This is a genomic window from Microbacterium sp. PF5 (genome assembly GCF_004794315.1).
Lineage (GTDB): Bacteria > Actinomycetota > Actinomycetes > Actinomycetales > Microbacteriaceae > Microbacterium > Microbacterium sufflavum.
Genome location: NZ_SSDQ01000129.1, coordinates 39,205 through 62,618, shown reverse-complemented (window position 1 = coordinate 62,618; position 23,414 = coordinate 39,205). Strand labels below are relative to the sequence as shown.

Genomic DNA, 23,414 nt, shown 5'->3' with positions numbered 1-23,414 from the left:
ACGTTCATCCCCCACTTCTACCCTGGAGAGTTCTTTGAGACGCGCGAAAATCGTCGCCACTTTGGGTCCGGCCACCTCGACGTATGAGACGGTGCGTGCACTGATCGATGCGGGTGTGGACGTGGCACGTCTGAACCTCAGCCACGGCGACTACTCCGTGCACGAGAACAACTACGCGAACGTGCGTCGCGCGGCGGAGGACTCCGGCCGTGCCGTGGCGATCCTCGTCGACCTGCAGGGACCGAAGATCCGTCTCGGCCGTTTCGAGGACGGGCCGTACGAGCTCGCCAAGGGCGACATCTTCAAGATCACCACCGAAGACATCATCGGCAACAAGGAAATCTGCGGCACCACGTTCAAGGGGCTGCCCCAGGACGTGAAGCCCGGTGACTTCCTGCTGATCGACGACGGCAAGGTCCGCGTCGAGGTGGTCGAGACCGACGGCGTCACCGTCACCACGCGCGTGGTCGTCGCCGGCGCCGTGTCGAACAACAAGGGCATCAACCTGCCCGGTGTCGCCGTGAACGTCCCCGCTCTGAGCGAGAAGGACGAAGACGACCTGCGCTGGGGTCTGCGCACGGGTGCCGACCTCATCGCCCTGTCCTTCGTGCGCAACGCGGAAGACGTGTCGCGCGTGCACGAGATCATGGCGGAGGAGGGCGTGCGCGTCCCCGTGATCGCCAAGATCGAGAAGCCGCAGGCGGTCGATGCGCTGGAGGAGATCGTCGACGCGTTCGACGGCATCATGGTCGCCCGTGGCGACCTGGGTGTCGAGCTGCCTCTGGAGGCCGTGCCGATCGTGCAGAAGCGCGCGGTGGAGCTCGCCCGGCGCAACGCGAAGCCGGTGATCGTGGCGACGCAGATGCTCGAGTCGATGATCAACAGCCCGGTGCCCACGCGCGCGGAGACCTCCGACGTCGCGAACGCGGTGCTCGACGGCGCCGACGCGGTGATGCTCTCGGGCGAGACCAGCGTGGGCGACTACCCGGTCGTCGTGGTGGAGACCATGGCCCGCATCATCGAGTCCACCGAGGAGCACGGCCTGGAGCGTATCCTCCCGCTGACGACCAAGCCCCGCACGCAGGGTGGTGCCATCACGCTGGCCGCCCTCGAGGTCGCGGAGTTCGTCGACGCGAAGTTCCTCTGCGTCTTCACCCAGTCGGGCGACTCCGCCCGCCGCCTGTCGCGTCTGCGCTCGCGCATCCCGATGCTGGCGTTCACCCCGGAGCCGGCGATCCGTCGTCGGATGGCGCTCACGTGGGGCCTGCGCTCCACGCTGGTCGACATGGTCCAGCACACCGATCTGATGTACCACCAGGTCGACGAGTACCTGCTCGAGAACGGCCTGGCGGTCGAGGGCGACAAGGTCGTCGTGATCTCCGGTTCCCCTCCCGGGATCGTGGGCTCGACGAACGACCTCCGCGTGCACAAGGTGGGCGACGCGATGCGTGGTGCTGCGCCGATCTACAAGGCCGGCGTCTGACGCACGAGGTGTCCGGAAGGGGCGGGGCTACGGCCCCGCCCCTTCCGTATGTCCCGGGCCCGCGTCAACCCTCTGCGACCGCGCGGGCGGGGCGGATAGCGTGGGCGCATGGTCGTTCGTACGCGCCTCGTGCTCACGTCGGGGTTGATGTTCCGCCTTCGGGAGACTCCGCGACCGGCGGGATCCGTCGTCCCCACGATGGTGCTGGTGCACGGCATCGGCATGTCGCACCGCTACCTGTCCCGCCTGCACGAGGCGCTCGCGGAGCACACCCGTGTGGTGTCGGTGGATCTTCCGGGCTTCGGCGGACTGCCCAAGCCCTCCGTCGACGTCGGGGTGGAGCGGATGGGCAGTGCACTGGCCGAGGTGATCGGAACGCTCGGCGATGACCGCGTGGTGCTCGTCGGACACTCGATGGGCGCGCAATGGACCGTGGAGGCTGCTCTGCACCGCCCGGAGTACGTGCGCGCCGTGGTCGCGATCGGCCCGGTCGTGGACGAGCGGTGGCGCACGATTCCGGCACAGGCGCGTGCCCTCGCGATCGACACCGTGGGGGAGACGCCCGCGATCAACACGATCGTCTTCACCGACTACCTCCGCTGCGGCGTGCGTTGGTATCTGCGGCAGGCGCGCCACATGATCGGCTATCGGCTTCAGGAGCGGGTGGCGGAGCTGACCGTGCCGCTGCTGGTGATCCGCGGGGGAGCGGATCCGATCGCGGGTCGCGCGTGGTGCCGCCGGCTGCGGGACAGCGCCCGCGTCTCGCGTCTCGTCGAGATCCCCGGTCACCACCACGTGGCCCAGCAGTCCGCGCCCCGCGCCGTCGCGTCGGCGATCCTGGCGCACACGGCCGGTGCGTGGCCGCACCCTGCCACGTCGAGGAGCATGGACGAGAAGCGGAGCGCGCCATCGACGTCGTGAGGCGGCTGGGCTGGTGGGCCGCCGACTACGCGTATGCGGGGTTCTGGCAGGTGCGCTCCTTCTTCGGACGAGACGACGCGAGGGCGTTCACCGACGGCGATGGCGTGCCGATCGTGGTGCTCGCCGGGGTGTACGAGACGTGGCGGTTCCTGGAGCCGCTCATCGTCGCGCTGCACCAGCGGGGTCATCCGGTCCACGTGGTGGATGCGCTGCGGCGCAACCGGTTCCCGGTCGCGGACGAGGCGGAGCAGATCGCGGAGCATCTGCGTGCGCGCGACCTCACCGGGGTGATCCTCGTCGCGCACAGCAAGGGAGGTCTGGCGGGCAAGCTCGCCATGACCGGACCGGAGGGGCACCGCATCCGGGCGATGCTGGCGGTCGCGACGCCGTTCGGAGGCTCCCGGTACGCCCGGCGCATGCCGGGGCGGGTGCTGCGCGCCTTCTCCCCGGACGACCCGTCCATCCTGGCGCTCGCGCGCGAGGTCGAGGTCAACGCCCGGATCGTGTCGGTCTATGCGGAGTTCGACCCGCACATCCCCGAGGGCAGCGCGTTGCCGGGGGCGAAGAACGTCGTGCTCGACACCGGCGGCCATTTCCGCATCCTCGCCCACCCCCGGGTGCTCGCCGAACTCGCGGCCCTCGCGGAATCCTGAGCGCTCACCCGCAGGTATCGCGGGGCTCCCGTGGCGAGTCCAGCGTCGGGAGCCACAGGAGGAGCTCGGGCAGGGTCGCGTACGCCGCATAGCCGTGGTCGACCGCCGGGAACCGGTGGTAGGCGACATCCGTCCCCGCCGCGCAGAGGCGGGCGACGTACCCGTCGGTCGCGGCGGGACGCACGAGCTCGTCCGCCTCGCCCTGGCCGACGAGCACGGGGACCGTGATGGGCTGGTCGCCCGCGCTGTTCTCGGCGAGCATCGTCCGCCAGGGCTCGGTCGTGGCGGGATCGGCGGTGACGTAGGAGCCGACCAGGGGCTCGGCGATCGCGTGGATCTCCTCGGTGTGGGTCAGCAGGCAGAGCGCGGCCATGTCGGGAGTCGCAGCCGCGCCCTCCGGGGTCAGGATCGACAGGATGGCCTCCTCGCCGAACCGTTCGGCGTAGGCATCCCGGTAGGCGGCGATGGCGAACGAGGCGATGGTGATCCCGGAGACGTCGACGATGTCGTCGGTCATCAGGGCGTTGAGATCGGCCGCCGGCGCCGCCACCGCCACCCCGCGCACCGAGAGCTCGGGCGCGTACGTCTCGGCTCGCTCGGCGGCGAAGAGCGCCGCCTGACCGCCCTGGGAGTGCCCCCACAGCACGACGCGAGCGCTCGTCCCCGCCCCGTCGAGGCGGCCGGCCGCACGCACGATGTCCAGCACGCTGTTCGCCTCCGGGACGCCCAGCAGATAGGACGACTCGCCCTCCACCCCGAGTCCCGGATAGTCGGTGGCCACGACGGCGTATCCCTCGGCGAGCAGCTCGTGCATCCCGGCGATGAGCTCGAACGGATCGAGCGCGAGCGACGGGGCGCACGCCGTCGCCGCTCCCGTGGTCGGGTGCGCCCAGGAGACGACCGTGCGTCCGTTCTCCGGCGCCGGCCCCTCGGGCACGACGACCAGGCCGGACACGGCGATGTCCGAACCGGCCAGGTCGCGGGAGTGGTACAGCACGCGCCACGCTCTCGTGCCGACGGGAGCACTGTCGATCTCCTCGGAGCGGATGAGCGAGCCCGGGGCTCCGGAGGGCAGCGGGGTCGGGGCGGTGACGAAGGCCGGATCGCTCCCGCGCTCCGCCTCCTCCGCGCTCGTGCGCCTGAACACCTCTGCGGCGATCAGGAGCAGGATGACGAGCGCGACCGCCAGGACGACGAGAGTGGCCCGCGCGGTGCGATGCGACCTCCGGGCATGAGCTGCCGGTGCGTCCCCGCTGTGCATAGAGCATGTATAGCGCACCGTGTGCCGGCGGTGGGACTCGAACCCACACGCCCTTTCGGACAAAGCATTTTGAGTGCTCCGCGTCTGCCATTCCGCCACGCCGGCCCGTGTGTCGCGTCTTCGACTGTAGCGCAGGGCCAGCCGATCACCCGGCGCCGATGAGAGCTTCGGCCGAGCGCCGCGCCCTCTCCAGTAGGATGGAGTCCGTGACCGAGCAAGAACAGGCTGAGCAGCCCACGGCATCCGCACCCCGACGCGTCGTCGTCGCCGAAGACGAGTCGCTGATCCGTCTCGACATCGTCGAGATCCTTCGCGACAACGGCTTCGATGTCGTCGGCGAAGCCGGTGACGGGGAGACGGCCGTCGCCCTCGCGACCGAGTTGCGCCCCGACCTGGTCATCATGGACGTCAAGATGCCCCAGCTCGACGGCATCAGCGCGGCCGAGAAGCTGCACAAGGGCAACATCGCCCCGGTCGTGCTGCTGACGGCCTTCAGCCAGAAGGAGCTTGTGGAGCGGGCGAGCGAGGCGGGCGCCCTGGCGTACGTCGTCAAGCCGTTCACCCCGAACGACCTGCTGCCGGCCATCGAGATCGCGCTCGCGCGTCACGAGCAGATCATCACGCTCGAGGCCGAGGTCGCCGACATGGTCGAGCGCTTCGAGACCCGCAAGCTGGTCGACCGCGCCAAGGGACTGCTGAACGAGAAGATGGGCCTGAGCGAGCCCGAGGCGTTCCGCTGGATCCAGAAGGCCTCGATGGATCGCCGCCTCACGATGCAGGACGTCGCGAAGGCCATCATCGAGCAGCTCGCCCCGAAGAAGTAGCCGGTCCGGTGCTCCGCCTCGACGCCGAGCACCTGCTGCGGCCCGTGCGTGCGGGCGACGGCCCCGGCATCGCCGCGGCCTACCGCGCGAATCGTGCACACCTGGCTCCGTGGGAGCCCGAGCGCGACGCCGCCTTCTTCACCGACGAGTGGCAGGAGCGGCACGTCGCGCAGTGCCTGGCGGAAGCCGAGGCGGGACGGAGCCTGCGGTTCGTCGTGGTCGGGGATGATGGTTCGATCCGCGGCCGCGTCAACCTGAACTCGATCGTCCGCGGCGCGTTCTGGAGCGCGGACCTCGGCTACTGGATCGACGCCTCACGGCTGCGGCGCGGGCTGGCCGGGCGTGCGGTGACCCTCGTCGCGGAGCACGCGAGGACGGAGCTCCACCTGCATCGGCTGCAGGCTGCCACGCTGCTCCACAACCTGGCTTCGCAGCGCGTGCTGGCGGGATGCGGTTTCGAGCGCATCGGCCTCGCGCCGAAGTACCTGCGCATCGCGGGGGAGTGGCAGGATCACCTGCTGTTCCAGCTTCTGCTGGAGGAGCCTCTCAGCGCCCCGCGGGAACGTCCTTGATCATGTTGGTGATGCGGATCGTCGAGCAGCGTCGGCCCTGATCATCCGTGACGACGATCTCGTGCACCGTGATGCTGCGCCCGAGGTGCACCGGCGTGCACACCCCCGTGACGGTCCCGGAGGTCGCGGAGCGGGTGTGGGTCGCGTTGATGTCGACGCCGACCGCGAGGCGCCCCTCTCCGGCGTGGAGGTTCGCCGCCATCGAGCCGAGGGACTCGCCGAGCACGACATACGCGCCGCCGTGCATCAGGCCGACGGGCTGGGTGTTGCCGGCGACCGGCATGGTCGCGACGCACCGGTCGATGCCGAACTCCACGAACTCCATGCCCATCTTCTCGGCCAGTGCGCCCATGCCGCGGGCGGCTGCCCACTCGAGCCCTTCGCTGGTCGCGACCTCGCCCATGCATCCTCCTCTGCGGGTGTCCGTGCTCCTCGTTAGGCTGACAGGGTGACGGACTCCGCAAAGCCTACCCTCATGGTCGTCGACGGCCATTCGCTCGCCTACCGCGCTTTCTTCGCCCTCCCGGTCGACAACTTCACGACCAAGGACAACCAGCACACGAACGCCATCTACGGCTTCCTGTCGATGCTGGTGAACCTCATCAAGGCCGAGCAGCCGACGCATCTCGCCATCGCCTTCGACACGTCACGGCACTCGTTCCGCACCGACGAGTACCCCGAGTACAAGGCCACCCGCTCCGAGACCCCCTCCGAGTTCAAGGGCCAGATCCCGCTGCTGCAGGACTGCCTCGCGGCCATGTCCATCCCGGTCCTGACGCAGGAGGGCATCGAGGCCGACGACATCCTCGCCACGCTGTCGACCCAGGGCGCCGCGCAGGGCTACGACGTGCTCGTGGTGTCGGGCGACCGCGACACCATCCAGCTGGTCACCGACGACATCACCCTGCTGTACCCGTCCGTGCAGGGCGTGTCCCAGCTCAAGCGCTACGACCCCACGACCGTGCAGGAGCGCTACGGCGTCCGCCCGGAACAGTACCCCGACATCGCGGCGCTCGTGGGCGAGACCAGTGACAACCTGCCCGGCGTCCCGAAGGTGGGGGAGAAGACTGCGGTCAAGTGGCTCACCCAGTTCGGCTCTCTCGACGAGCTGCTCGATCGCGCCGACGAGATCAAGGGCGTCGTGGGCGGCAACCTGCGCGACCACATCGACGACGTGCGTCGCAACCGCAAGCTGAACCGCCTCCTGACCGACGTCGAGCTGCCGGTGGCCCCGGGAGACCTCGCGGTCACGCCCATCGACGCCCAGGCCGTGCGCGACATCTTCGCCCGCCTGGAGTTCCGCACCCTGCTGCCGCGGGTGTTCGAGGCGGTGGGCGCGGGCGAGGTGGCCGACGACCCGGCGGCCGTGGTCGAGATGCCCGTTCCCGCGCAGGTGAGCGGCGCCGAGCTCGCCTCGTGGGCTGCCGCGCAGGAGAGCGATGTGGCACTGCGCGTGACGATCGCGGCGGGGGCTCCCGTGCGCCTGGGGGCCGCCACCGAGACGGAGCTGCGCGAGCTCGACTGGTCCGACGACGCGGCCGCGGCTCTTCGCGACTGGCTCGAGTCCTCTGCCCCGAAGGTGCTGCACGACGCGAAGCCGCAGGTGAAGGCGCTGCGGCGCCACGGCATCCGGCTCGGCGGACTGGCGTACGACACGAGTCTCGCGGGCTGGCTCCTGCGCCCGAGCTTCCCCGACAAGACGCTGTCCGACCTGGTGCAGCGTTACCTCGGAGAGAAGCTGCCCGAGGCCGACCCCTCGCAGCTGGTTCCCGAGACCGAAGGGGCGACACCGTCGCAGGAGGCCTGGTTCGTCCTGCGCGTGGCCGAGGCGCTGCGCGGCGACCTGCCGGAGCCGGTCGCCGCCGTGCTCACCGACATCGAGCTGCCGACCCTGCTCACCCTCGCCGACATGGAGCTCGCGGGGGTCGCCGTCTCACACGAGGTGCTGTCCACGTTCTCGAGCGAGCTGGCGGCACGAGCGGATGTGCTCGCGCAGGAGGCGTTCTCGGTGGTCGGGCGCGAGTTCAACCTCGGCTCGCCCAAGCAGCTGCAGGAGGTGCTGTTCGAAGACCTGCAACTGCCGAAGACGCGCAAGACCAAGACGGGCTATTCGACCGACGCCGCGGTGCTGGCCGATCTGCAGGAGTCCCACCCGCACCCGTTCCTGAGCCTGCTGCTGCAGCACCGCGAGGCGACCAAGCTGCGGCAGATCATCGAGTCGCTGGACGGGGCGATCGGACCGGACCATCGGGTGCACACCACGTACGTGCAGACGGGGAGCCAGACCGGCCGGCTGTCGAGCACCGACCCCAATCTGCAGAACATCCCGGTGCGCACCGAGGAGTCACGTCGGATCCGCAGTGCGTTCGAGGTGGGCGAGGGGTACGAGACGCTGCTGACCGCGGACTACTCGCAGATCGAGATGCGCATCATGGCGCACCTGTCGGGCGACGAGGGGCTCATCGAGGCGTTCAACAGCGGCGAAGACCTGCACCGGTTCGTGGGTGCGCGGGTGTTCGGCGTCGAGCCGGGCGATGTCACCCCGGCGATGCGCACCAAGGTCAAGGCCATGTCGTACGGTCTGGTCTACGGGCTGTCGGCGTTCGGTCTGTCGAAGCAGCTGCGCATCGAGCAGGCCGAGGCCAAGCAGCTCATGATCGAGTACTTCGCCCGCTTCGGCGCGGTGCGCGACTACCTGCGCGCGTCGGTCATGAAGGCGAAGGAAGACGGCTACACCGAGACGATCTTCGGTCGGCGCCGCCCGTTCCCCGACCTCGCGAGCCCGAACCGGGTGCTGCGCGAGAACGCCGAGCGTGCCGCGCTCAACGCCCCGATCCAGGGCAGTGCGGCGGACATCATGAAGATCGCGCTGTTCCACATCCACGACGACCTGCAGGCCGCGGAGCTCTCGTCCCGGGTGCTCCTCCAGATCCACGACGAGCTCGTGGTGGAGGTCGCGTCGGGGGAGTGGGATCGGGTCGAGCAGATCGTCCGCACCCGCATGGGCGATGCCGCGCAGCTCTCCGTCCCTCTCGACGTGCAGGTCGGTCGCGGTCGCGACTGGAACGAGGCCGCGCACTGACCTCACTGGCGAGGGGTCGGGGATTAGGCTGGAAACCATGACTTCCGCACCCCGCACCCCCTCCGCCATCGACAAGGTCGCCGATGACTGGGTCGACACCATCGCCGTGCTCGCCCCGACCCTGGGCACCTACATCGGTCGCTCGGAGGTCAACGATCGATTCGGCGACCTGAGCCCGGAAGGCCACGAAGAGGTCGCCGCGGCGACCAGGGCGACGCTCGACAAGCTGTCCGCGCTCGAGCCCGTCGACGCGATCGACGAAGTCACGAAGACCGACCTGAGCGCCGAGCTGCGCCTGGACCTCGAACTGCACGACGCGAAGTGGCATCTGCGCGACCTCAACGTGATCGCCTCCGCGGCGCAGGACGTCCGCGCCGTGTTCGACCTGATGCCGACGTCGACGGTCGACGACTGGGAGGTCATCTCGACCCGTCTCGCGGCGGTCCCTGGTGCCCTGCGCGGGTACGTCGAGACGCTGCGCACGGGGATCGCCGAGGGGGTCACGCCCGCACGGCGCCAGGTCGCAGAGGTCGCGACGCAGATCGACCGCTACATCGCCGATGACGGGTTCTTCGCGGCCTTCGTCGCGCACGCCGACCCGGACGAGGGGCAGCTGCCCGCGTCGCTCGCGCGCACGCTCGCCGACAACTCCGCCGCCGCGCGCGTGGCCTACGGCGAACTGCGCCGCTTCCTCGCCGAGGAGCTCGCCCCCGAGGCGGGGGAGCAGGATGCGGTCGGACGAGAGCTCTACGCCCTCAACTCGCGTCGGTTCCTCGGGGCGACGATCGACCTCGACGAGACGTACGAGTGGGGCCGCGAGGAACTCGCGCGGATGGTCGCCGAGCAGACGGCGATCGCGAACGAGATCCTCCCGGGAGCATCGGTCGAGGAGGCTGTCGCTCACCTCGAGGGCGATCCCGCACGCAAGCTCGTGGGCACGGAGGCACTGCAGGCGTGGATGCAGGAGACGAGCGACCGCGCGGTCGCGGAGCTCGGCGCCTCGCACTTCGACATCCCGGAGGCGATCCGCACGCTCGAGTGCATGATCGCCCCGACGCAGGAGGGCGGGATCTACTACACCGCTCCCACGGACGACTTCTCCCGCCCCGGTCGCATGTGGTGGTCGGTTCCCGAGGGCGTGACCGAGTTCGACACCTGGCGTGAGCTCACGACGGTGTACCACGAGGGTGTTCCCGGTCACCACCTGCAGATCGCCCAGGCCGTGTACAACCGCGCCGAGCTGAACTCTTGGCGCCGGCTGCTGGCGGGAACGTCCGGTCATGCGGAGGGCTGGGCGCTGTACGCCGAGCGCCTGATGGAGCAGCTCGGGTATCTGGACGACCCCGCCGACCGCCTCGGCATGCTCGACGGACAGCGCATGCGCGCCGCTCGGGTGGTGCTCGACATCGGAGTGCACCTCGGCAAGCCCCGCCTCGACGGCGAAGGTGTCTGGGACGCGGATTATGCACTCGACTTCCTGCGCCGCAACGTGAACATGTCGGACCAGTTCGTTCAGTTCGAGGTGAACCGCTACCTCGGTTGGCCGGGGCAGGCACCGTCCTACAAGGTCGGTCAGCGCATCTGGGAGCAGGTGCGGGATGCGGTCGAGCAGGCGGAGGGCGACGCGTTCTCCTTCAAGGACTTCCATAAGCGCGCACTCGACCTGGGCGGCGTCGGTCTCGACACGCTGCGCAGCGCTCTGCTTCCGCGCTGAGACCACGGGAATGCCCCTTCGGCGTCCGCTGTTCATTCAGCTGAATAGAGAGGCATGACATGGACATCGAATTCGGGCTGGACACCTTCGGGGACATCACGCGGGATCAGGACGGCGAGCTGCTCACGGCGGCGCAGACGATCCGCAACGTCGTCGCTCAGGCAGAACTGGCCGATGCGGTCGGCGTCGACTTCTTCGGCGTGGGGGAGCACCACCGTCGCGAGTTCGCGGTGTCGTCTCCGGAGATGGTGCTCGCGGCGATCGCGGGCCGGACGAAGAGCATCCGTCTCGGCACCGCCGTGACCGTGCTGTCCTCCGATGATCCCGTCCGGGTGTTCGAGAGGTTCGCCACGCTCGACGCGCTGTCCAACGGTCGCGCCGAGGTCGTGCTCGGTCGCGGCTCCTTCATCGAGTCGTTCCCGCTCTTCGGCTACGACCTGCGCGACTACGACACGCTGTTCGAGGAGAAGCTCGACCTGTTCGTGCACCTCCTGGAGGAGAAGCCGGTGACCTGGTCGGGCACCATGCGGGCATCGCTGGAGAACGCCGACGTCTTCCCGAAGACCGACAAGGGTCTGCGGACGTGGGTCGGCGTCGGCGGCAGTCCGGAGTCGGTCGTGCGCGTGGCACGCCATGGTCTGGGATTGATGCTCGCGATCATCGGCGGACCGGCCGCGCGGTTCCGGCCCTTCGTCGACCTGTACCACCGCTCCGTCGCCTCGTTCGGCACGACGTCGCACCCCGTCGCGGTGCACTCGCCGGGACACATCGCCGACACGGACGCCGAGGCCTGGGACGCCGCGTACTCGGGCTTCGAGGCGATGAACAACACCATCGGACGCGAGCGTGGATGGCCGCCGTACAGCCGTGCGCGCTTCCAGAACGACGTGGGGCCGGAGGGCGCGCTCTATGCCGGTTCGCCCGATCGCGTGGCGACGAAGATCGCCGACACGGTGACGACCCTCGGCCTCGGCCGCTTCGACCTCAAGTACGCCACCGGCACCCTGTCGCACGAGGCGATGATGCGCAGCATCGAGCTGTACGGCACCGAGGTGATTCCGCGCGTGCGGCGCTTGCTGGCCGACCGCGACTGACGACGGCGGGCGGGCGGGCACCGCGCCCGCCCGCCTCTACGATGAGTGGCATGGCCAACACCGCCCTGCCGAGCCGCACCTCGCTCGCCCAGCGCCTCGATGTCCTTCCGTTCACGCGCCGGCACCTGCGAGTGCTCTCCGGCTCCGGGGTGGGGTGGGCGCTGGACGCGATGGACGTCGGTCTCATCTCGTTCATCATCGCGGCGCTCACGCAGCAGTGGGACCTGTCGAAGGGCGAAGCGGGGCTCATCGCATCGATCGGCTTCGTCGGCATGGCTGTGGGGGCGACGCTCGGGGGACTGCTCGCCGACCGGTTCGGCCGTCGTCAGGTGTTCGCCCTGACGCTCCTCGTGTACGGCGTCGCCACCGGAGCGAGCGCCCTCGTCGGGGGAGTGGCGGCCCTGCTGGTGCTGCGCTTCTTCGTCGGCCTCGGACTGGGCGCCGAGCTTCCGGTGGCCTCGACGTACGTCAGCGAGTTCGCCCCGGCACGCATCAGGGGACGCCTGATCGTTATCCTCGAAGCGTTCTGGGCCGTGGGCTGGACCGCCTCCGCGCTGATCGGCTTCCTCGTGATCCCGGCGTCGGAGTCCGGGTGGCGCTGGGCGTTCGCGGTGGGTGCGATCCCCGCCGTCTACGCGCTCATCGTGCGGTGGGGCCTTCCGGAGTCGCCGCGCTGGCTCGCCTCGCGCGGCAGGATCGCGGAGGCCGACCGGATCGTGTCCGCCTTCGAGGCCGAGGCGGGGATGACGGCGGCCCCCGCGATCCGCAAGGAGCCGGCCTCGCGGGCGATCGCCGCCACGGCCGGGGCGAGGCTCGCGACGCTGTGGAACCGGGAGTTCCGCGTGCGCACGCTCTGTCTGTGGCTGGTGTGGCTGTCCGTGAACTTCGCGTACTACGGAGCGTTCATCTGGATTCCGAGCATCCTCGTCGACGCGGGTTTCGACCTCGTGCGGTCGTTCGGCTTCACGCTCATCATCACGCTCGCGCAACTGCCGGGGTACGCGGTGGCCGCGTGGCTGATCGAGGTGTGGGGGCGCCGCGTCACGCTGTCGGTGTTCCTCCTCGGCTCGGCCGTCTCCGCCGTGCTCTTCGGCACCGCGAGCACCGAGGCCGCGATCATCGCGACCGGTATGGCGCTCTCGTTCTTCAACCTCGGCGCCTGGGGGGCACTGTACGCGGTGACACCGGAGATCTATCCGACCTCGCTGCGGGGGACGGGCGCCGGATGGGCCGCGGGCATCGGCCGCATCGCCTCGGTCGTGGCACCGATCGCGGCCCCGGTGCTGCTCCTCGCGGGTGGTGCGCCGGTGCTCTTCGTCGTCTTCGCCGCCTGTTTCCTCCTCGCGGCGGGGGCGTCGTGGGGGCTCGTGGATCGAAGCGGTGCAGCCCTCGACGACCGCTGACGCCGCTGTCCGGGCACGGCAATAGGCTGGGTCCGTGACCGATGTGCGATTCGTGGCGATAGGCGACTCCTTCACGGAGGGCGTGGGGGATGTGCTGCCCGACGGGCGCGAGCGCGGATGGGCGGACATCGCGGCACAGGGGTGGGCCGACGCCGCCGGTCACCCGATCCAGTACGCCAACCTCGCGATCCGCGGCAAGCTCGCCTGGCCGATCGTGGAGCAGCAGCTCGAGCCCGCGCTGGCGCTGCGCCCCACCCATCTGTCGTTCAACGGGGGCGGCAACGACATGCTCCGTCCGCGGGCCGATCCCGAGCACATCGCCGACGCGTTCAGCCGCGTGCTCCGGCGCTGCGACGAGGAGGGCGTCACCATGATCCTGCTCTCCGGAGCGAACCCGAGCGGCCAGCTGCCCATGGGGTCGCTCGTGCAACGCCGGGGCGACCTGCTGTCGGAGGCCGTGCTGCGCCGCATCGAGGATCGCCCTGATGTGATCCGCGCCCTGAACTGGCCGGACCGCGAGCTCTCGAAGCCGCCGTACTGGTCGGCGGACCGCCTGCACATGAACGCCGCCGGACATCACCGGGTGGCTGCGCGGGTGCTCCACGCACTGGGCTTCGAACCCCCGGAGGCCTGGTGGGCGCCGCTCGACCGCCCGGGTCTCGGCCCGTCGGGTCTCGCGTACTATCGCGAGTTCGTGGGTCCCTGGGTGCGCCGCCGGGTCACCCGCACCTCCTCGGGTGACGGTCGCACGGCGAAGTACCCGACCTGGATCGAGTGCACGCCCGCGTGAGCGACATCCAGCTGACGCGCCTTCCCGCCGGAGAGGTCACACTGCACGATGCACGGACGCGTTCGACGCGGCAGGTAACCCTGGAGCCGTTCCTGCTCGGCGTCTTCCCGGTGACGGAGGAGCAACTGGCCGAGGTGCTGGGCGTCGCCGTGCGACATCCCCGCCGCCCGGCCGCCGACGTGAGCTGGCTGCGAGCCGTGCACTTCTGCAATGCGGCGTCGGAGTGGGAGGGCTTCGACCCCGTGTACCGCTTCGACGGCGAGGACGTGACCTGGGACACGACGGCGGACGGGTACCGGTTGCCGACCGAGGCGGAGTGGGAGTTCGCGTGCCGTGCCGGCTCCGCGGGCCCGCACTATGCACCACTCGCCGATGCGGCGTGGACAGCGGCTGATCACGTCTCCGCGCCGCAGGACGTCGGCGGGAAGCTGCCCAACCTCCACGGGCTGTTCGACACGCTCGGCAACGTGTGGGAGTGGTGCTGGGACCTGCTCGACCCCGCGCGGTACGACGACTATCGCGTCTTCCGCGGGGGCGGGTTCGCCGACGAGGCGTGGAGCGTGCGTGCGTCCGTCCGCCGCGGGGGAGCGCCCCGGATGCACCATGACGACGTGGGCTTCCGCGTCGCTCGCGGCGGCTTCGACCGCGAGGGAGAGGCCCAGGGGTGGTCGGCCGCCGGCGACCGCGCGCGCGCCAGCGTCGACGGACCGCTGCCGGGCGGCTGGACGCCCCGCCGCCGCTGAGTCGTCGCGGCCGTGCCGGGCGAGGATGGGAGACTGGGGGGATGTCCTCCCCGTTCTCGCTCATCCTGTCCCAGGGCCGTGTGGCCGACCGCACCGACGGGGCCCTGGTGGGCGCCCGGCTCGTGGCCGACGCCCTGTCCGCGCTCCTCGGCACTGACGCGCAGGTGGTGGGCACTCCCGACGCTTCCCGCCAGGACGACTGGAGCGAGGCGCTGCCGGCCGCGGCGACGACGCTCACGGGCCTGCGTCACGCCGTCGACACAGCGATCTCCTCGGGCGCGACCCCGCTGCTCGTGACGAACACCTGCGCCGCGAGCCTCGGCACCCTCCCGGCCGTCGCGGAGCATCACCCCGATGCGGTCGTGCTGTGGATCGACGCGCACGGCGACTTCAACACACCGGACACGACCGGATCGGGCTACCTCGGCGGCATGGTGCTCGCGGCCGCCTGCGGGCTCTGGGACAGCGGTCACGGTGCGGGGGTGGATCCGCGCCAGGTGGTCGTGGTGGGCGGGCGCGACATCGACCCCGCGGAGGCCGAGCTGCTGGCGGCCCACGGCGTCACGGTGCTCAGCCCGGGGGAGAGCACCCCGGAGCGACTCCGGGAGCTGGTCGCCGGACGACCCGTGTGGATCCACGTGGACTGGGACGTGCTCGAGCCCGGGTACATTCCCGCCGCGTACCGCGTGGGCGACGGGCTGCTCCCGCACCAGATCGCCGCGCTGTTCGCCTCGCTCCCGGCCGAGAGCGTCCGCGGTGTCGAGCTGGCGGAGTTCGAAGCGGGCGACGCCGAGGTCCCGGAACGCGTCAGCGTGGAGCTCGTCCTCGAGACCGTCCAGCACCTGCTGCGCTGAAGACAGGGAGCGTACCGGCTACGGGGCTGCCCCGGCGGACGTGTCGAGCTTCCACGCCGTGACCTCGACGGTGGATCCCGCGACGATGTCGAGCTCGACCGGCCACGAACCGCGCTCCAGCCCCGGAAGGCGAGCTGCGTAGAGCTGCCGTGCCACGAGCGCCCCCGCGGTCGCGTTGGCGTCCCAGCCGAGCACCGCGGTCGCCTGTCCCTGCGGGGGAACGGTGATCGTGGCGCTCCCGTCGTCTGTGGCGAGGAACGACGATCCCGGAACCACCTCGACGTCGAGCGCGTGTCCGTTCTGGTCGGCGAAGGCGATGTCCGGATAGCCCTCGATCACGCACGGCTGCTCGCTCACGTTGACCAGGTGGATCGCCTGGGCCCGGTGTCCTGTGGCTCCGTCCGCTGCACCGAGGAGCAGCGTGGCGCGGTCGCCGGTGCAGGCGTCGGTCTGGAGGGTCGGTGCACCGGCGCCCGGAGCGGTCTCGGCGACGGGATCGCCGACGGCGGTCGGATCGATGAGCGCGCCGGTCTCGTCCGTCGTCGCCTGCTGGGCGGCGTTCTCACGGATTATGTCCTGCTGTCGCGCGTCGTCGGCGAGCCCGCCGCCGACGACGAACAGCGCGACGCTGACGAGCGCACTGATCAGCGCGGTGCGCGCTCGAACCGGCGGAGCCGCCTGCCCGTCACGACGGCCGAGGAGGACGGCCGGGATCCAGCCGCTCATCACCGCCCAGTACGTCGTCACGGGGGCGCTTTCCACGACGGCCACGGTGAGTCCGCGCAGGCCGAAGTCCTGCAGGTACGAGATCGCCCGGATCGCGTCCAGCCCGAGCCCGAGCACGGCCCCCGCGATGACGGCGGCGAACCACAGAGCCCAGATGCCGCGGCCGGATGGAGCGACGCGGTCGGACACGAACCAGGTGACCGATGCCAGCACCGCCGCCACGAGCACGAGCATGACAGGCGTCCATGCCGCCGGGAGGCCCCAGGTGTTGGCCTGGACGGGACCGACGCCGAAGAAGCTGAGGAGTCGGGTGACCACGATGTCGGAGCCCCAGAGCCTCGCGGCACCTCCGGCGAGCAGCCACAGCGCGGCGAGGATCAGACCGGCCGTGACGCCACGGGGGAGGCGAGCGATCCGCCGCCGGTCCGACTCGTCGAGACGGGAAGGAGCCGAGGGGGGAGCGGAGGCCATGCGCTCATCCTAGGGGCGAGCGCGGGCGTCGCTCGGGATCCAGGCCCATGCGGATGCGTGTGCGCTTGCGTTCGATCAGGATGAAGGTCACACCCAGCGCCCAGAGGGGGAGGGGCGCGAGGAACGCCAGCCGGAATGCCTCGAGGGAGTAAGTCTCGGGCGTGCCTGCGCCCTGCACGTCGAGGAGCAGCCCGATCAGGAAGATCGCGAGGAGTGCGGCGATGAAGCCCCCCGCGTTGGTGACGCCGGTGGCGGTGCTCAGCCGGTGGCTCGGGTTGTGGGTGCGGGCGTGGTCGAACGCGATCATCGATGCCGGGCCCCCGGTGGCCAGGGCGACGGCGAGCACGGTGAGCAGCCACGCCGGAGCCGGCCCGGGGAGGGCGATCACCGCGATCCATGCCGCCGCCTGCACCCCGACAGCCGGGAGCACGAGGGCGAGGGAACGGTGGTTCGGAAGGCGCCGCGAGAGATCGCCGATCACCGGCCCCAGGACCATTCCGGCGACCACGTAGATCGAGATGATCCCAGCGGCAGCCGCGGGCCGAAGCCCTTCGCCGACGGTGAGGAACGGCATGCCCCAGAGGAGGACGAAGGCCGTGCCGGCGAACGGGGTGGTGAAGTGGGACCAGAACGCGAGGCGGGTTCCCGGGTGCGCCCACGCTGCCCGGATTCCGACGCCGGTGTCGATGGCGGACGTGACGACGCGGACGACGCCGGTGTCCGTGTTCACCGTCACGTCCGCGCCCCGCTCCGGCGGATGGTTGCGGATGACGAGCCAGACCAGCACCGTGAACAGCAGTCCGAGCCCGGCGATGCTGCCGAACGTGATGCTCCAGCTGGTCGCGTGCAACAGTGCAGCGACGGGTACCAGGGCGATGAGCTGCCCCGCCTGACCGATGATCCCGGTGAACTGCACCATGAGCGGTCCGCGTTGCGCGGGGAACCAGGTCGCCACGAGGCGCAGCACGGCGGGGAATACCGCGGCGTCGCCCGCGCCCAGGAGCACACGCGCGACGATGGCGATGCCGACGCTGGGGGACAGCGCCATGGTGAGCTGACCGGCCGCCATGAGCAGCATCCCGATCGTGATGATGGGCCGCGACCCGTAGCGGTCGAGGAGCACGCCGATCGGGATCTGCATCCCGCCGTAGACCGCCAGCTGGACGACGGCGAACAGCGCGAGGGTGGATGCGTCGGCCTGGAAGCGATCCGCCGCCTCGACACCCACGGCCCCCAGCGAGGTGCGGTTGGTGATCGCGAGCACGTAGGCGGCGACACCGACCGACCAGATGGTCCACGCGCGCCACCCCGGAGAGGCGGATGCGGGGGAGAGGGGCGGCACCGTTCCACGCTACTCCTGCCCGCCGACGCGCCGGACGAGCGCGATGTCGGTGCCCGCCGGTAGCGTGCGCCGCATGACAGGAACCTCGCAGCACCACACCATCGACTATGTCGAGCTCGTCGTCACCGACCTCGCCGCAGCGAAGCAGTTCTATGCGTCGGCGTTCGGGTGGGAGTTCGTCGACTACGGCCCCACGTACGCCGGGATCGCTTCGGGCAGGGGAGACGGCAGCGAGGTCGGGGGACTGCTCCTCGCCGAGGAGCCGCGGCCCGTCGGAGGCCCCCTCGTGCTGCTCTACTCCGACGACCTCGATACCACGCGCGACGCGATCGAACCCGCCGGCGGGCGCATCCTGCAGGAGCCGTACGACTTCCCGGGCGGACGGCGACTGCACTTCGCGGACCCGTCGGGCAACGAGCTGGGAGTCTGGTCGGCCGCGTGAGTCCGGGGCGACGGCGTTAGTCTCGTGAGCATGGCCATCGATCCCCACGACAGAGTTTCGGTGGTCATGTTCATCCGTGAGCACGGGCGCGGCGTCGCGGCGACCGTGTCAGCGGGCGGCGAGCCGGAGGCCGCGCTCGTCGGTGTGGTGGCTCTCGACGACGGGACGATCCTGTTCACGAGCCGCTCCGAGTCGCGCAAGGTCGCGAACCTCGTGGGCAACGGGGCGGTGGCGCTCGTGGTGGGCACAGAGGGGGCGGTGACCCTGCAGCTCGAGGGGAGCGCCGAGGTGGCTTCGGCCGCGCGGGCGAAGGAGCTGGAGCCGGTGTTCGTGCGGCACGCTCCGGGATCGCGCGTGACCGATCCTGGATTCGCGCTCGTCATCGTGCGACCGCGGTGGGTTCGTTCCTATGACGTCTCCGATGCCGTACCCGTGGTCGTCGAAGCCCTCTGGAGCTGAGCGGCCGCGTCAAGACAGCGCGAATCCCTACCGGTCGACCGACGGTACTGCGAGACGCACCGCCTGGGCGCTCGTGCAGCGGTGGCGGGGAAGGGCGGCAGGGAGAGGCGGCAGGGTCGACGGCCCCACCCGCTTCTCGTCTGATCTGACATAATGTGCATTATCGGTTAAGCCACGAGGGGCACCGCGGCCGAGCGACGTCGCCCACACGCTGTCATGATCGAACCCAGGAGCGCTGCACACGAACGCCCGATCGAGTTGTGTTGCCTGCTCTGGGCGCGTCCCGGGCTGGCCGTGGAACTGAGCCGCTATGAAGACGTGGTGCTGGCGTTCCTTCCAGACCACGGCGGCGTTCTCCTGCAGCGTGCGATCTCCACATCCGGTGACGACGCGCCCGACGAGGTCCAGTTGTATCGATTCCCGAACGGTGCGGCGCTGGACGCCTCTCTCGCCGATCCGCGTCGACGTGAACGCTCCGCCGAGCGGGACCGCGTCGTCGCACGCACGACGCTGTATCCCGTGGCGATCACGTCTGCGTGATCAGCGTCCGCTCACGTACTCCGCCAGGTGCTCCCCCGTGAGCGTCGATTTTTGGGATACCAAATCTGCGGGCGTCCCTTCGAACACGATTTGGCCGCCGTCGTGCCCGGCGCCGGGTCCGACATCGACGATCCAGTCGGCGTGCGCCATGACCGCCTGATGGTGCTCGATGACGATCACGGTCTTGCCCGCGTCCACGAGCCGGTCGAGCAGCCCCAGGAGCGTGTCGACGTCCGCGAGGTGCAGCCCCGTCGTGGGCTCGTCGAGCACGTAGATGTCGCCGTTCTCCCCCATCTGGATCGCCAGCTTGATGCGCTGACGTTCTCCGCCCGACAGCGTCGACAGGGGCTGGCCCAGCGACAGGTAGCCCAGACCGACGTCTTCGAGGCGGCTCAGGATCGCGGCGGCCGCGGGAAGCTTCGCCTCGCCCTCACTGAAGAAGGCCCGGGCCTCCGCGACCGGCAGATCGAGCACCTCGGTGATGTCCTTGCCGCCGAGGGTGTACTCGAGCACCGCCGCCTGGAAGCGCTTACCGCCGCAGTCCTCGCACGGTGTCTCGATCGTGTCCATGAACCCGAGCTCCGTGATGATGACGCCGGCGCCCTTGCACGCGGGGCACGCGCCCTCGGAGTTCGCGCTGAACAGAGCGGGCTTCACGCCGTTGGCTTTCGCGAAGGCCTTGCGGATGGGCTCCAGCAGACCGGTGTAGGTTGCGGGGTTGCTGCGTCGCGACCCCTTGATCGCGGACTGATCGATCGCAACGACGCCCTCGCGACCGGACACCGAGCCGTGGATGAGGGAGCTCTTGCCGGATCCGGCCACACCCGTGACGACCGTCAGCACGCCCGTCGGGATGTCGACATCGACGTTCTGCAGATTGTTGGTCGAGGCGCCGCGGACTTCGATCCGCCCGGCGCCCGTGCGCACGGCGGGCTTGAGCTTCGCGCGGTCGTCCAGGTGCTCTCCCGTGCGGGTGCCGCTGGCCTTCAATCCGTCGACCGTGCCTTCGAAGCAGATCTCGCCGCCCGCGCTCCCCGCTCCTGGACCGAGGTCGACCACGTGATCGGCGATCGCGATCGTCTCGGGCTTGTGCTCCACGACCAGGACCGTGTTCCCCTTGTCCCGGAGTTGCAGCAGCAGCCTGTTCATGCGCTGGATGTCGTGCGGATGCAGGCCGATCGTCGGCTCGTCGAACACGTACGTGACGTCGGTGAGCGCGGACCCGAGGTGCCTCAGCATCTTGATGCGCTGCGCCTCACCCCCCGACAGCGTGCCGGACGGGCGTTCCAGGCTGAGGTAGCCGAGGCCCAGCGTGACGAACGCGTCGAGGTTCGCGCTGAGGGCCTCCAGCAGAGGCGCAGCACCGGGAAGCGCCAGGCGCCGCACCCAGGCGGCGAGATCGGTCACCTGCATGCGGCACGCGTCGGCGATGCTGATCCCCTCGATCTTCGACGACCGCGCGCCCTCGGTGAGGCGGGTCCCGTCGCACTCCGGGCATACCGCGAACGTGGCGACGCGCTCCACGAACGCACGGACGTGCGGCTGCAGCGCGTCGAGGTCTTTGGAGAGCATCGACTTCGTGATCTTGGGGATCAGGCCCTCGTAGGTCATGTTGATGCCCGAGATCTTCACCTTGGTGACCTCGCCGTAGAGGAAGAGGTGCCGCTGCTTCTCGGTGAACTCCGCGATGGGCTTGTCCGCGGGGTAGAAGCCCGACTGCGAGAAGCCTTTCACCATCCAGCCGTCTGCCGTGTACCCGGGCACCATGATGGCGCCCTCGTCGAGCGACCGGGACTCGTCGACGATCTGCGACAGGTCGAGGTCCGACACCGCTCCCCTGCCCTCGCAGCGCGGGCACATGCCGCCAAGGTAGATCGCGTCCTTCACGATCTTCTTCTCGCCGCCCGGCCCGGTCATGACGCCGCTGGCCTTCTGCGTCGGGATGTTGAACGAGAACGCGGTCGGTCCGCCGATGTACGGCTGCCCGAGCTTGCTGAACAGGATGCGCAACATGGCGTTCGCGTCGGTCACGGTCCCGACGGTCGAGCGCGGGTTGGCGCCCAGCCGCTCCTGGTCCACGATGATCGCGGTGGTCAGACCCTCCAGGACGTCGACGTCGGGGCGCGGCACCGACGGCATGAATCCCTGCACGAACGCGCTGTACGTCTCGTCGATCATGCGGCGGGACTCCGCGGCGATCGTGTCGAAGACCAGCGAGCTCTTGCCCGAGCCGGACACACCGGTGAACACCGTGAGGCGTCGCTTCGGGATGTCGGCGCTGACGTCCTTCAGGTTGTTCTCGCGCGCACCCTGCACGCGGATCAGGTCGTGGGTGTCCGCGGGGTGCGGTGCAGCGGTCATCGGTGTCCTTCTGTTCGGGGCGGCGTCGCCGGTGGCGTCAGCCGGCCTGGTTGATACGGAGGAGGTTGCCCGCCGGGTCGCGGAACGCGCAGTCGCGCACGCCGTACGGCTGATCCATCGGCTCCTGCACGACATCGGCCCCCGCCTCCACGAGACGCTCGAACACGGCGTCGAGGTCATCGCTCGCGAGGGTGAGCGCGCCGTAGCTTCCTTTCGCGATCAGCTCGAGGATGGTCTGCCGCTCGGTGTCGGTGATGCCCGGGTCCGTCGCCGGCGGATGCAGCACGAGGGAGGTCTCCGGTTGGTCCGTCGGGCCGACGGTCAGCCAACGCAGCCCGTCGTAGCCGACATCGTTGCGCACCTCGAAGCCGAGGGCGTCGCGGTAGAACCCGAGCGCCGCCTCGGCGTCGGTGTGCGGGAGGAACGCGTAGTGGATGCTGATGTTCATGATGCTCACGTTAGGTCCGCGTCGGGACGCGGCGCTTCTCGATTCCTGATCGGTCGGATGACCTGCTTCGCCTGGAACGACGGGATCCCTTCGACGGTGGCGGCGCGTTCACGGTACACGCTGGGTGGGACACCGACCAGCTCCGAGAACCGCGTGCTGAACGTTCCGAGCGATGAGCAGCCCACCGCGAAGCAGACCTCGGTCACGCTGAGATCTCCGCGACGCAGCAGCGCCATCGCACGTTCGATCCGGCGCGTCATGAGGTACGCGTACGGCGACTCGCCGTATGTCTCACGGAACCGACGACTCAGGTGCCCCGCCGACATGTGCACGCCGCGGGCCAACGCCTCGACATCGAGCGGTCTGGCGTATTCGCGATCGATCCGGTCCCGCACCTTGCGCATCAGGACGAGCTCACGCAGCCGGGCATCATCCACCGCCATCACGAGACGATCCTGCCATGACGTGGGGTGTCGCGTGGTGTCGGAGTGCGACGCGTTCCGGCGGTCCTCCCCCGCGAACGCCTGCCGAGCGCTACCCTGGGGGCATCCTCACAGGATCTTCTCAGAAAGGGTCCCCAACCATGTCTGAAGCAATCAACGAGACGAAGTCGTTCTTCTCCTCCATCCGCATCGCCCTCGCCGTGTCCGGCGTGCTCGCCCTGCTCGCAGGCATCGTCCTGCTCGTCTGGCCGGTCAAGTCGGCCGTCATCGTCACGGCGATCTTCGCGTCGTACCTCGTCGTCGCCGGCATCGTCTACATCGGGCTCGGCATCTTCTCGCAGGCGAAGGGCGGCTGGGCACGGGTCGGCCACATCGTCCTCGGCCTGCTGTACATCGCGGCCGGAGTCATCGCGTTCTTCAACCTCAACGTGGCGGCGGCGACGCTCGCCCTGGTCGTGGTCATCTTCATCGGCGTGAGCTGGATCGTCGACGGTGTCGTGGCCCTCTCGCTCCTCGGCAGCGACGGGTCCCGCGTCTGGACCGTGCTCTACGCGATCCTCAGCATCGTCGCTGGAATCATCGTGCTGTTCTCGCCGGCCATCGCGGGCTTCGCGTTCTGGCTGCTCCTCGGCATCTCGCTGATCGTGCTCGGCATCGTCCAGATCGTCCGGGCCATCACGCTGGGCAAGGACGAGAAGAACGTGATCGCCGACGTGCAGGGCTCCCCCGCCGTCTGACCTCACGAGACGACTCCGCCCCGGTGCCGCCACAAGCGGGCCGGGGCGGAG

At 69.9% G+C, this 23,414-nt stretch carries 23 protein-coding genes and 1 tRNA gene; 16 read left to right on the top strand and 8 right to left on the bottom strand.

Annotated features, from left to right (window positions below):
- Positions 1 to 34 precede the first annotated feature (34 nt).
- The 3 genes from pyk to DW297_RS11355 all read left to right on the top strand — a co-directional run bounded on the left by pyk (position 35) and on the right by DW297_RS11355 (position 3,057).
- Positions 35 to 1,483 carry a pyruvate kinase gene (pyk, locus tag DW297_RS11365; RefSeq protein ID WP_136032411.1) on the top strand — a complete coding sequence of 483 codons (1,449 nt, stop codon included), beginning with the start codon at positions 35 to 37 and terminating at the stop codon, positions 1,481 to 1,483.
- 108 nt (positions 1,484 to 1,591) lie between these two features.
- Entirely contained in the window at positions 1,592 to 2,404 is an 813-nt protein-coding gene (locus DW297_RS11360) for an alpha/beta fold hydrolase (RefSeq protein ID WP_136032409.1), read from the top strand.
- Complete coding sequence (locus DW297_RS11355; RefSeq protein WP_240744594.1) at positions 2,401 to 3,057, top strand: esterase/lipase family protein; 657 nt, start codon at positions 2,401 to 2,403, stop codon at positions 3,055 to 3,057. The genes DW297_RS11360 and DW297_RS11355 overlap by 4 nt, the downstream gene beginning before the upstream one ends.
- 4 nt (positions 3,058 to 3,061) lie before the next feature.
- Here the strand turns inward: DW297_RS11355 and DW297_RS11350 are convergent, their stop codons facing one another.
- Positions 3,062 to 4,318: an alpha/beta fold hydrolase gene (locus DW297_RS11350; RefSeq protein WP_136032407.1), complete on the bottom strand. Its 1,257-nt coding sequence runs from the start codon at positions 4,316 to 4,318 to the stop codon at positions 3,062 to 3,064.
- A gap of 22 nt (positions 4,319 to 4,340) precedes the next feature.
- A tRNA-Leu gene (locus DW297_RS11345) sits at positions 4,341 to 4,423 on the bottom strand.
- A 92-nt stretch (positions 4,424 to 4,515) separates the two neighbouring features.
- On the opposite strand from DW297_RS11345, the gene DW297_RS11340 reads away from it, so the two are divergent.
- Positions 4,516 to 5,142, top strand: coding sequence for an ANTAR domain-containing response regulator (locus DW297_RS11340; RefSeq protein ID WP_206253382.1), 627 nt, complete (start codon positions 4,516 to 4,518; stop codon positions 5,140 to 5,142).
- 8 nt (positions 5,143 to 5,150) lie between these two features.
- On the top strand, positions 5,151 to 5,714 hold the full coding sequence (locus DW297_RS11335; RefSeq protein ID WP_136032404.1) for a GNAT family N-acetyltransferase: 564 nt from the start codon (positions 5,151 to 5,153) through the stop codon (positions 5,712 to 5,714).
- On the opposite strand, the gene DW297_RS11330 is transcribed toward DW297_RS11335, so the two are convergent.
- Entirely contained in the window at positions 5,689 to 6,117 is a 429-nt protein-coding gene (locus tag DW297_RS11330; RefSeq protein ID WP_136032402.1) for a hotdog fold thioesterase, read from the bottom strand. The two genes, DW297_RS11335 and DW297_RS11330, sit on opposite strands and share 26 nt — an antisense overlap.
- A gap of 45 nt (positions 6,118 to 6,162) precedes the next feature.
- Here DW297_RS11330 and polA point away from each other — a divergent pair, with 45 nt between their 5' ends.
- Genes polA through DW297_RS11295 form a run of 7 tightly spaced genes read left to right on the top strand, consistent with a single transcriptional unit; the run spans position 6,163 to position 15,394 of the window.
- On the top strand, positions 6,163 to 8,796 hold the full coding sequence (polA, locus tag DW297_RS11325) for a DNA polymerase I (RefSeq protein WP_205828278.1): 2,634 nt from the start codon (positions 6,163 to 6,165) through the stop codon (positions 8,794 to 8,796).
- Positions 8,797 to 8,833: 37 nt separating this feature from the next.
- The gene (locus DW297_RS11320) at positions 8,834 to 10,510 is read left to right on the top strand and encodes a DUF885 domain-containing protein (protein WP_136032400.1); all 1,677 of its coding nucleotides are present in this window, start codon (positions 8,834 to 8,836) and stop codon (positions 10,508 to 10,510) included.
- Positions 10,511 to 10,569: 59 nt separating this feature from the next.
- Positions 10,570 to 11,604: an LLM class flavin-dependent oxidoreductase gene (locus tag DW297_RS11315; RefSeq protein ID WP_136032398.1), complete on the top strand. Its 1,035-nt coding sequence runs from the start codon at positions 10,570 to 10,572 to the stop codon at positions 11,602 to 11,604.
- A gap of 50 nt (positions 11,605 to 11,654) precedes the next feature.
- Positions 11,655 to 13,007, top strand: a complete 1,353-nt coding sequence (locus DW297_RS11310; protein ID WP_136032396.1) for an MFS transporter — start codon at positions 11,655 to 11,657, stop codon at positions 13,005 to 13,007.
- Between the two features lie 43 nt (positions 13,008 to 13,050).
- Complete coding sequence (locus DW297_RS11305) at positions 13,051 to 13,797, top strand: SGNH/GDSL hydrolase family protein (protein ID WP_136032447.1); 747 nt, start codon at positions 13,051 to 13,053, stop codon at positions 13,795 to 13,797.
- The gene (locus DW297_RS11300; protein ID WP_136032394.1) at positions 13,794 to 14,540 is read left to right on the top strand and encodes a formylglycine-generating enzyme family protein; all 747 of its coding nucleotides are present in this window, start codon (positions 13,794 to 13,796) and stop codon (positions 14,538 to 14,540) included. Before DW297_RS11305 ends, DW297_RS11300 begins: the two co-directional genes overlap by 4 nt.
- 41 nt (positions 14,541 to 14,581) lie before the next feature.
- On the top strand, positions 14,582 to 15,394 hold the full coding sequence (locus tag DW297_RS11295; protein WP_136032392.1) for an arginase family protein: 813 nt from the start codon (positions 14,582 to 14,584) through the stop codon (positions 15,392 to 15,394).
- Between the two features lie 18 nt (positions 15,395 to 15,412).
- Here DW297_RS11295 and DW297_RS11290 read toward each other — a convergent pair whose 3' ends face one another.
- Both DW297_RS11290 and DW297_RS11285 read right to left on the bottom strand, forming a co-directional pair.
- Positions 15,413 to 16,591: a DUF4232 domain-containing protein gene (locus DW297_RS11290; RefSeq protein ID WP_136032390.1), complete on the bottom strand. Its 1,179-nt coding sequence runs from the start codon at positions 16,589 to 16,591 to the stop codon at positions 15,413 to 15,415.
- A 4-nt stretch (positions 16,592 to 16,595) separates the two neighbouring features.
- Positions 16,596 to 17,933, bottom strand: coding sequence for an MFS transporter (locus DW297_RS11285; protein WP_136032387.1), 1,338 nt, complete (start codon positions 17,931 to 17,933; stop codon positions 16,596 to 16,598).
- A gap of 73 nt (positions 17,934 to 18,006) precedes the next feature.
- Between DW297_RS11285 and DW297_RS11280 the strand changes: the two genes are divergently transcribed.
- The 3 genes from DW297_RS11280 to DW297_RS11270 all read left to right on the top strand — a co-directional run bounded on the left by DW297_RS11280 (position 18,007) and on the right by DW297_RS11270 (position 19,374).
- A complete protein-coding gene (locus tag DW297_RS11280) occupies positions 18,007 to 18,375 on the top strand; it encodes a VOC family protein (protein WP_136032385.1) in 369 nt (122 codons plus the stop codon).
- Between the two features lie 30 nt (positions 18,376 to 18,405).
- Positions 18,406 to 18,834 (top strand): pyridoxamine 5'-phosphate oxidase family protein, encoded by a 429-nt coding sequence (locus DW297_RS11275; RefSeq protein ID WP_136032383.1) that lies wholly within the window; start codon positions 18,406 to 18,408, stop codon positions 18,832 to 18,834.
- Between the two features lie 216 nt (positions 18,835 to 19,050).
- Positions 19,051 to 19,374 carry a hypothetical protein gene (locus DW297_RS11270; protein WP_136032381.1) on the top strand — a complete coding sequence of 108 codons (324 nt, stop codon included), beginning with the start codon at positions 19,051 to 19,053 and terminating at the stop codon, positions 19,372 to 19,374.
- On the opposite strand, the gene DW297_RS11265 is transcribed toward DW297_RS11270, so the two are convergent.
- From DW297_RS11265 to DW297_RS11255, 3 genes are read right to left on the bottom strand one after another with little or no spacing between them, the layout of a single operon-like run.
- Positions 19,375 to 21,735 (bottom strand): ATP-binding cassette domain-containing protein, encoded by a 2,361-nt coding sequence (locus tag DW297_RS11265; protein WP_136032378.1) that lies wholly within the window; start codon positions 21,733 to 21,735, stop codon positions 19,375 to 19,377.
- Positions 21,736 to 21,772: 37 nt separating this feature from the next.
- Positions 21,773 to 22,183 carry a VOC family protein gene (locus tag DW297_RS11260; RefSeq protein WP_136032376.1) on the bottom strand — a complete coding sequence of 137 codons (411 nt, stop codon included), beginning with the start codon at positions 22,181 to 22,183 and terminating at the stop codon, positions 21,773 to 21,775.
- A 5-nt stretch (positions 22,184 to 22,188) separates the two neighbouring features.
- Positions 22,189 to 22,626 carry a helix-turn-helix transcriptional regulator gene (locus DW297_RS11255; protein ID WP_136032445.1) on the bottom strand — a complete coding sequence of 146 codons (438 nt, stop codon included), beginning with the start codon at positions 22,624 to 22,626 and terminating at the stop codon, positions 22,189 to 22,191.
- Between the two features lie 140 nt (positions 22,627 to 22,766).
- Between DW297_RS11255 and DW297_RS11250 the strand changes: the two genes are divergently transcribed.
- Positions 22,767 to 23,363 (top strand): HdeD family acid-resistance protein, encoded by a 597-nt coding sequence (locus DW297_RS11250; protein ID WP_136032374.1) that lies wholly within the window; start codon positions 22,767 to 22,769, stop codon positions 23,361 to 23,363.
- Positions 23,364 to 23,414 lie beyond the last annotated feature (51 nt).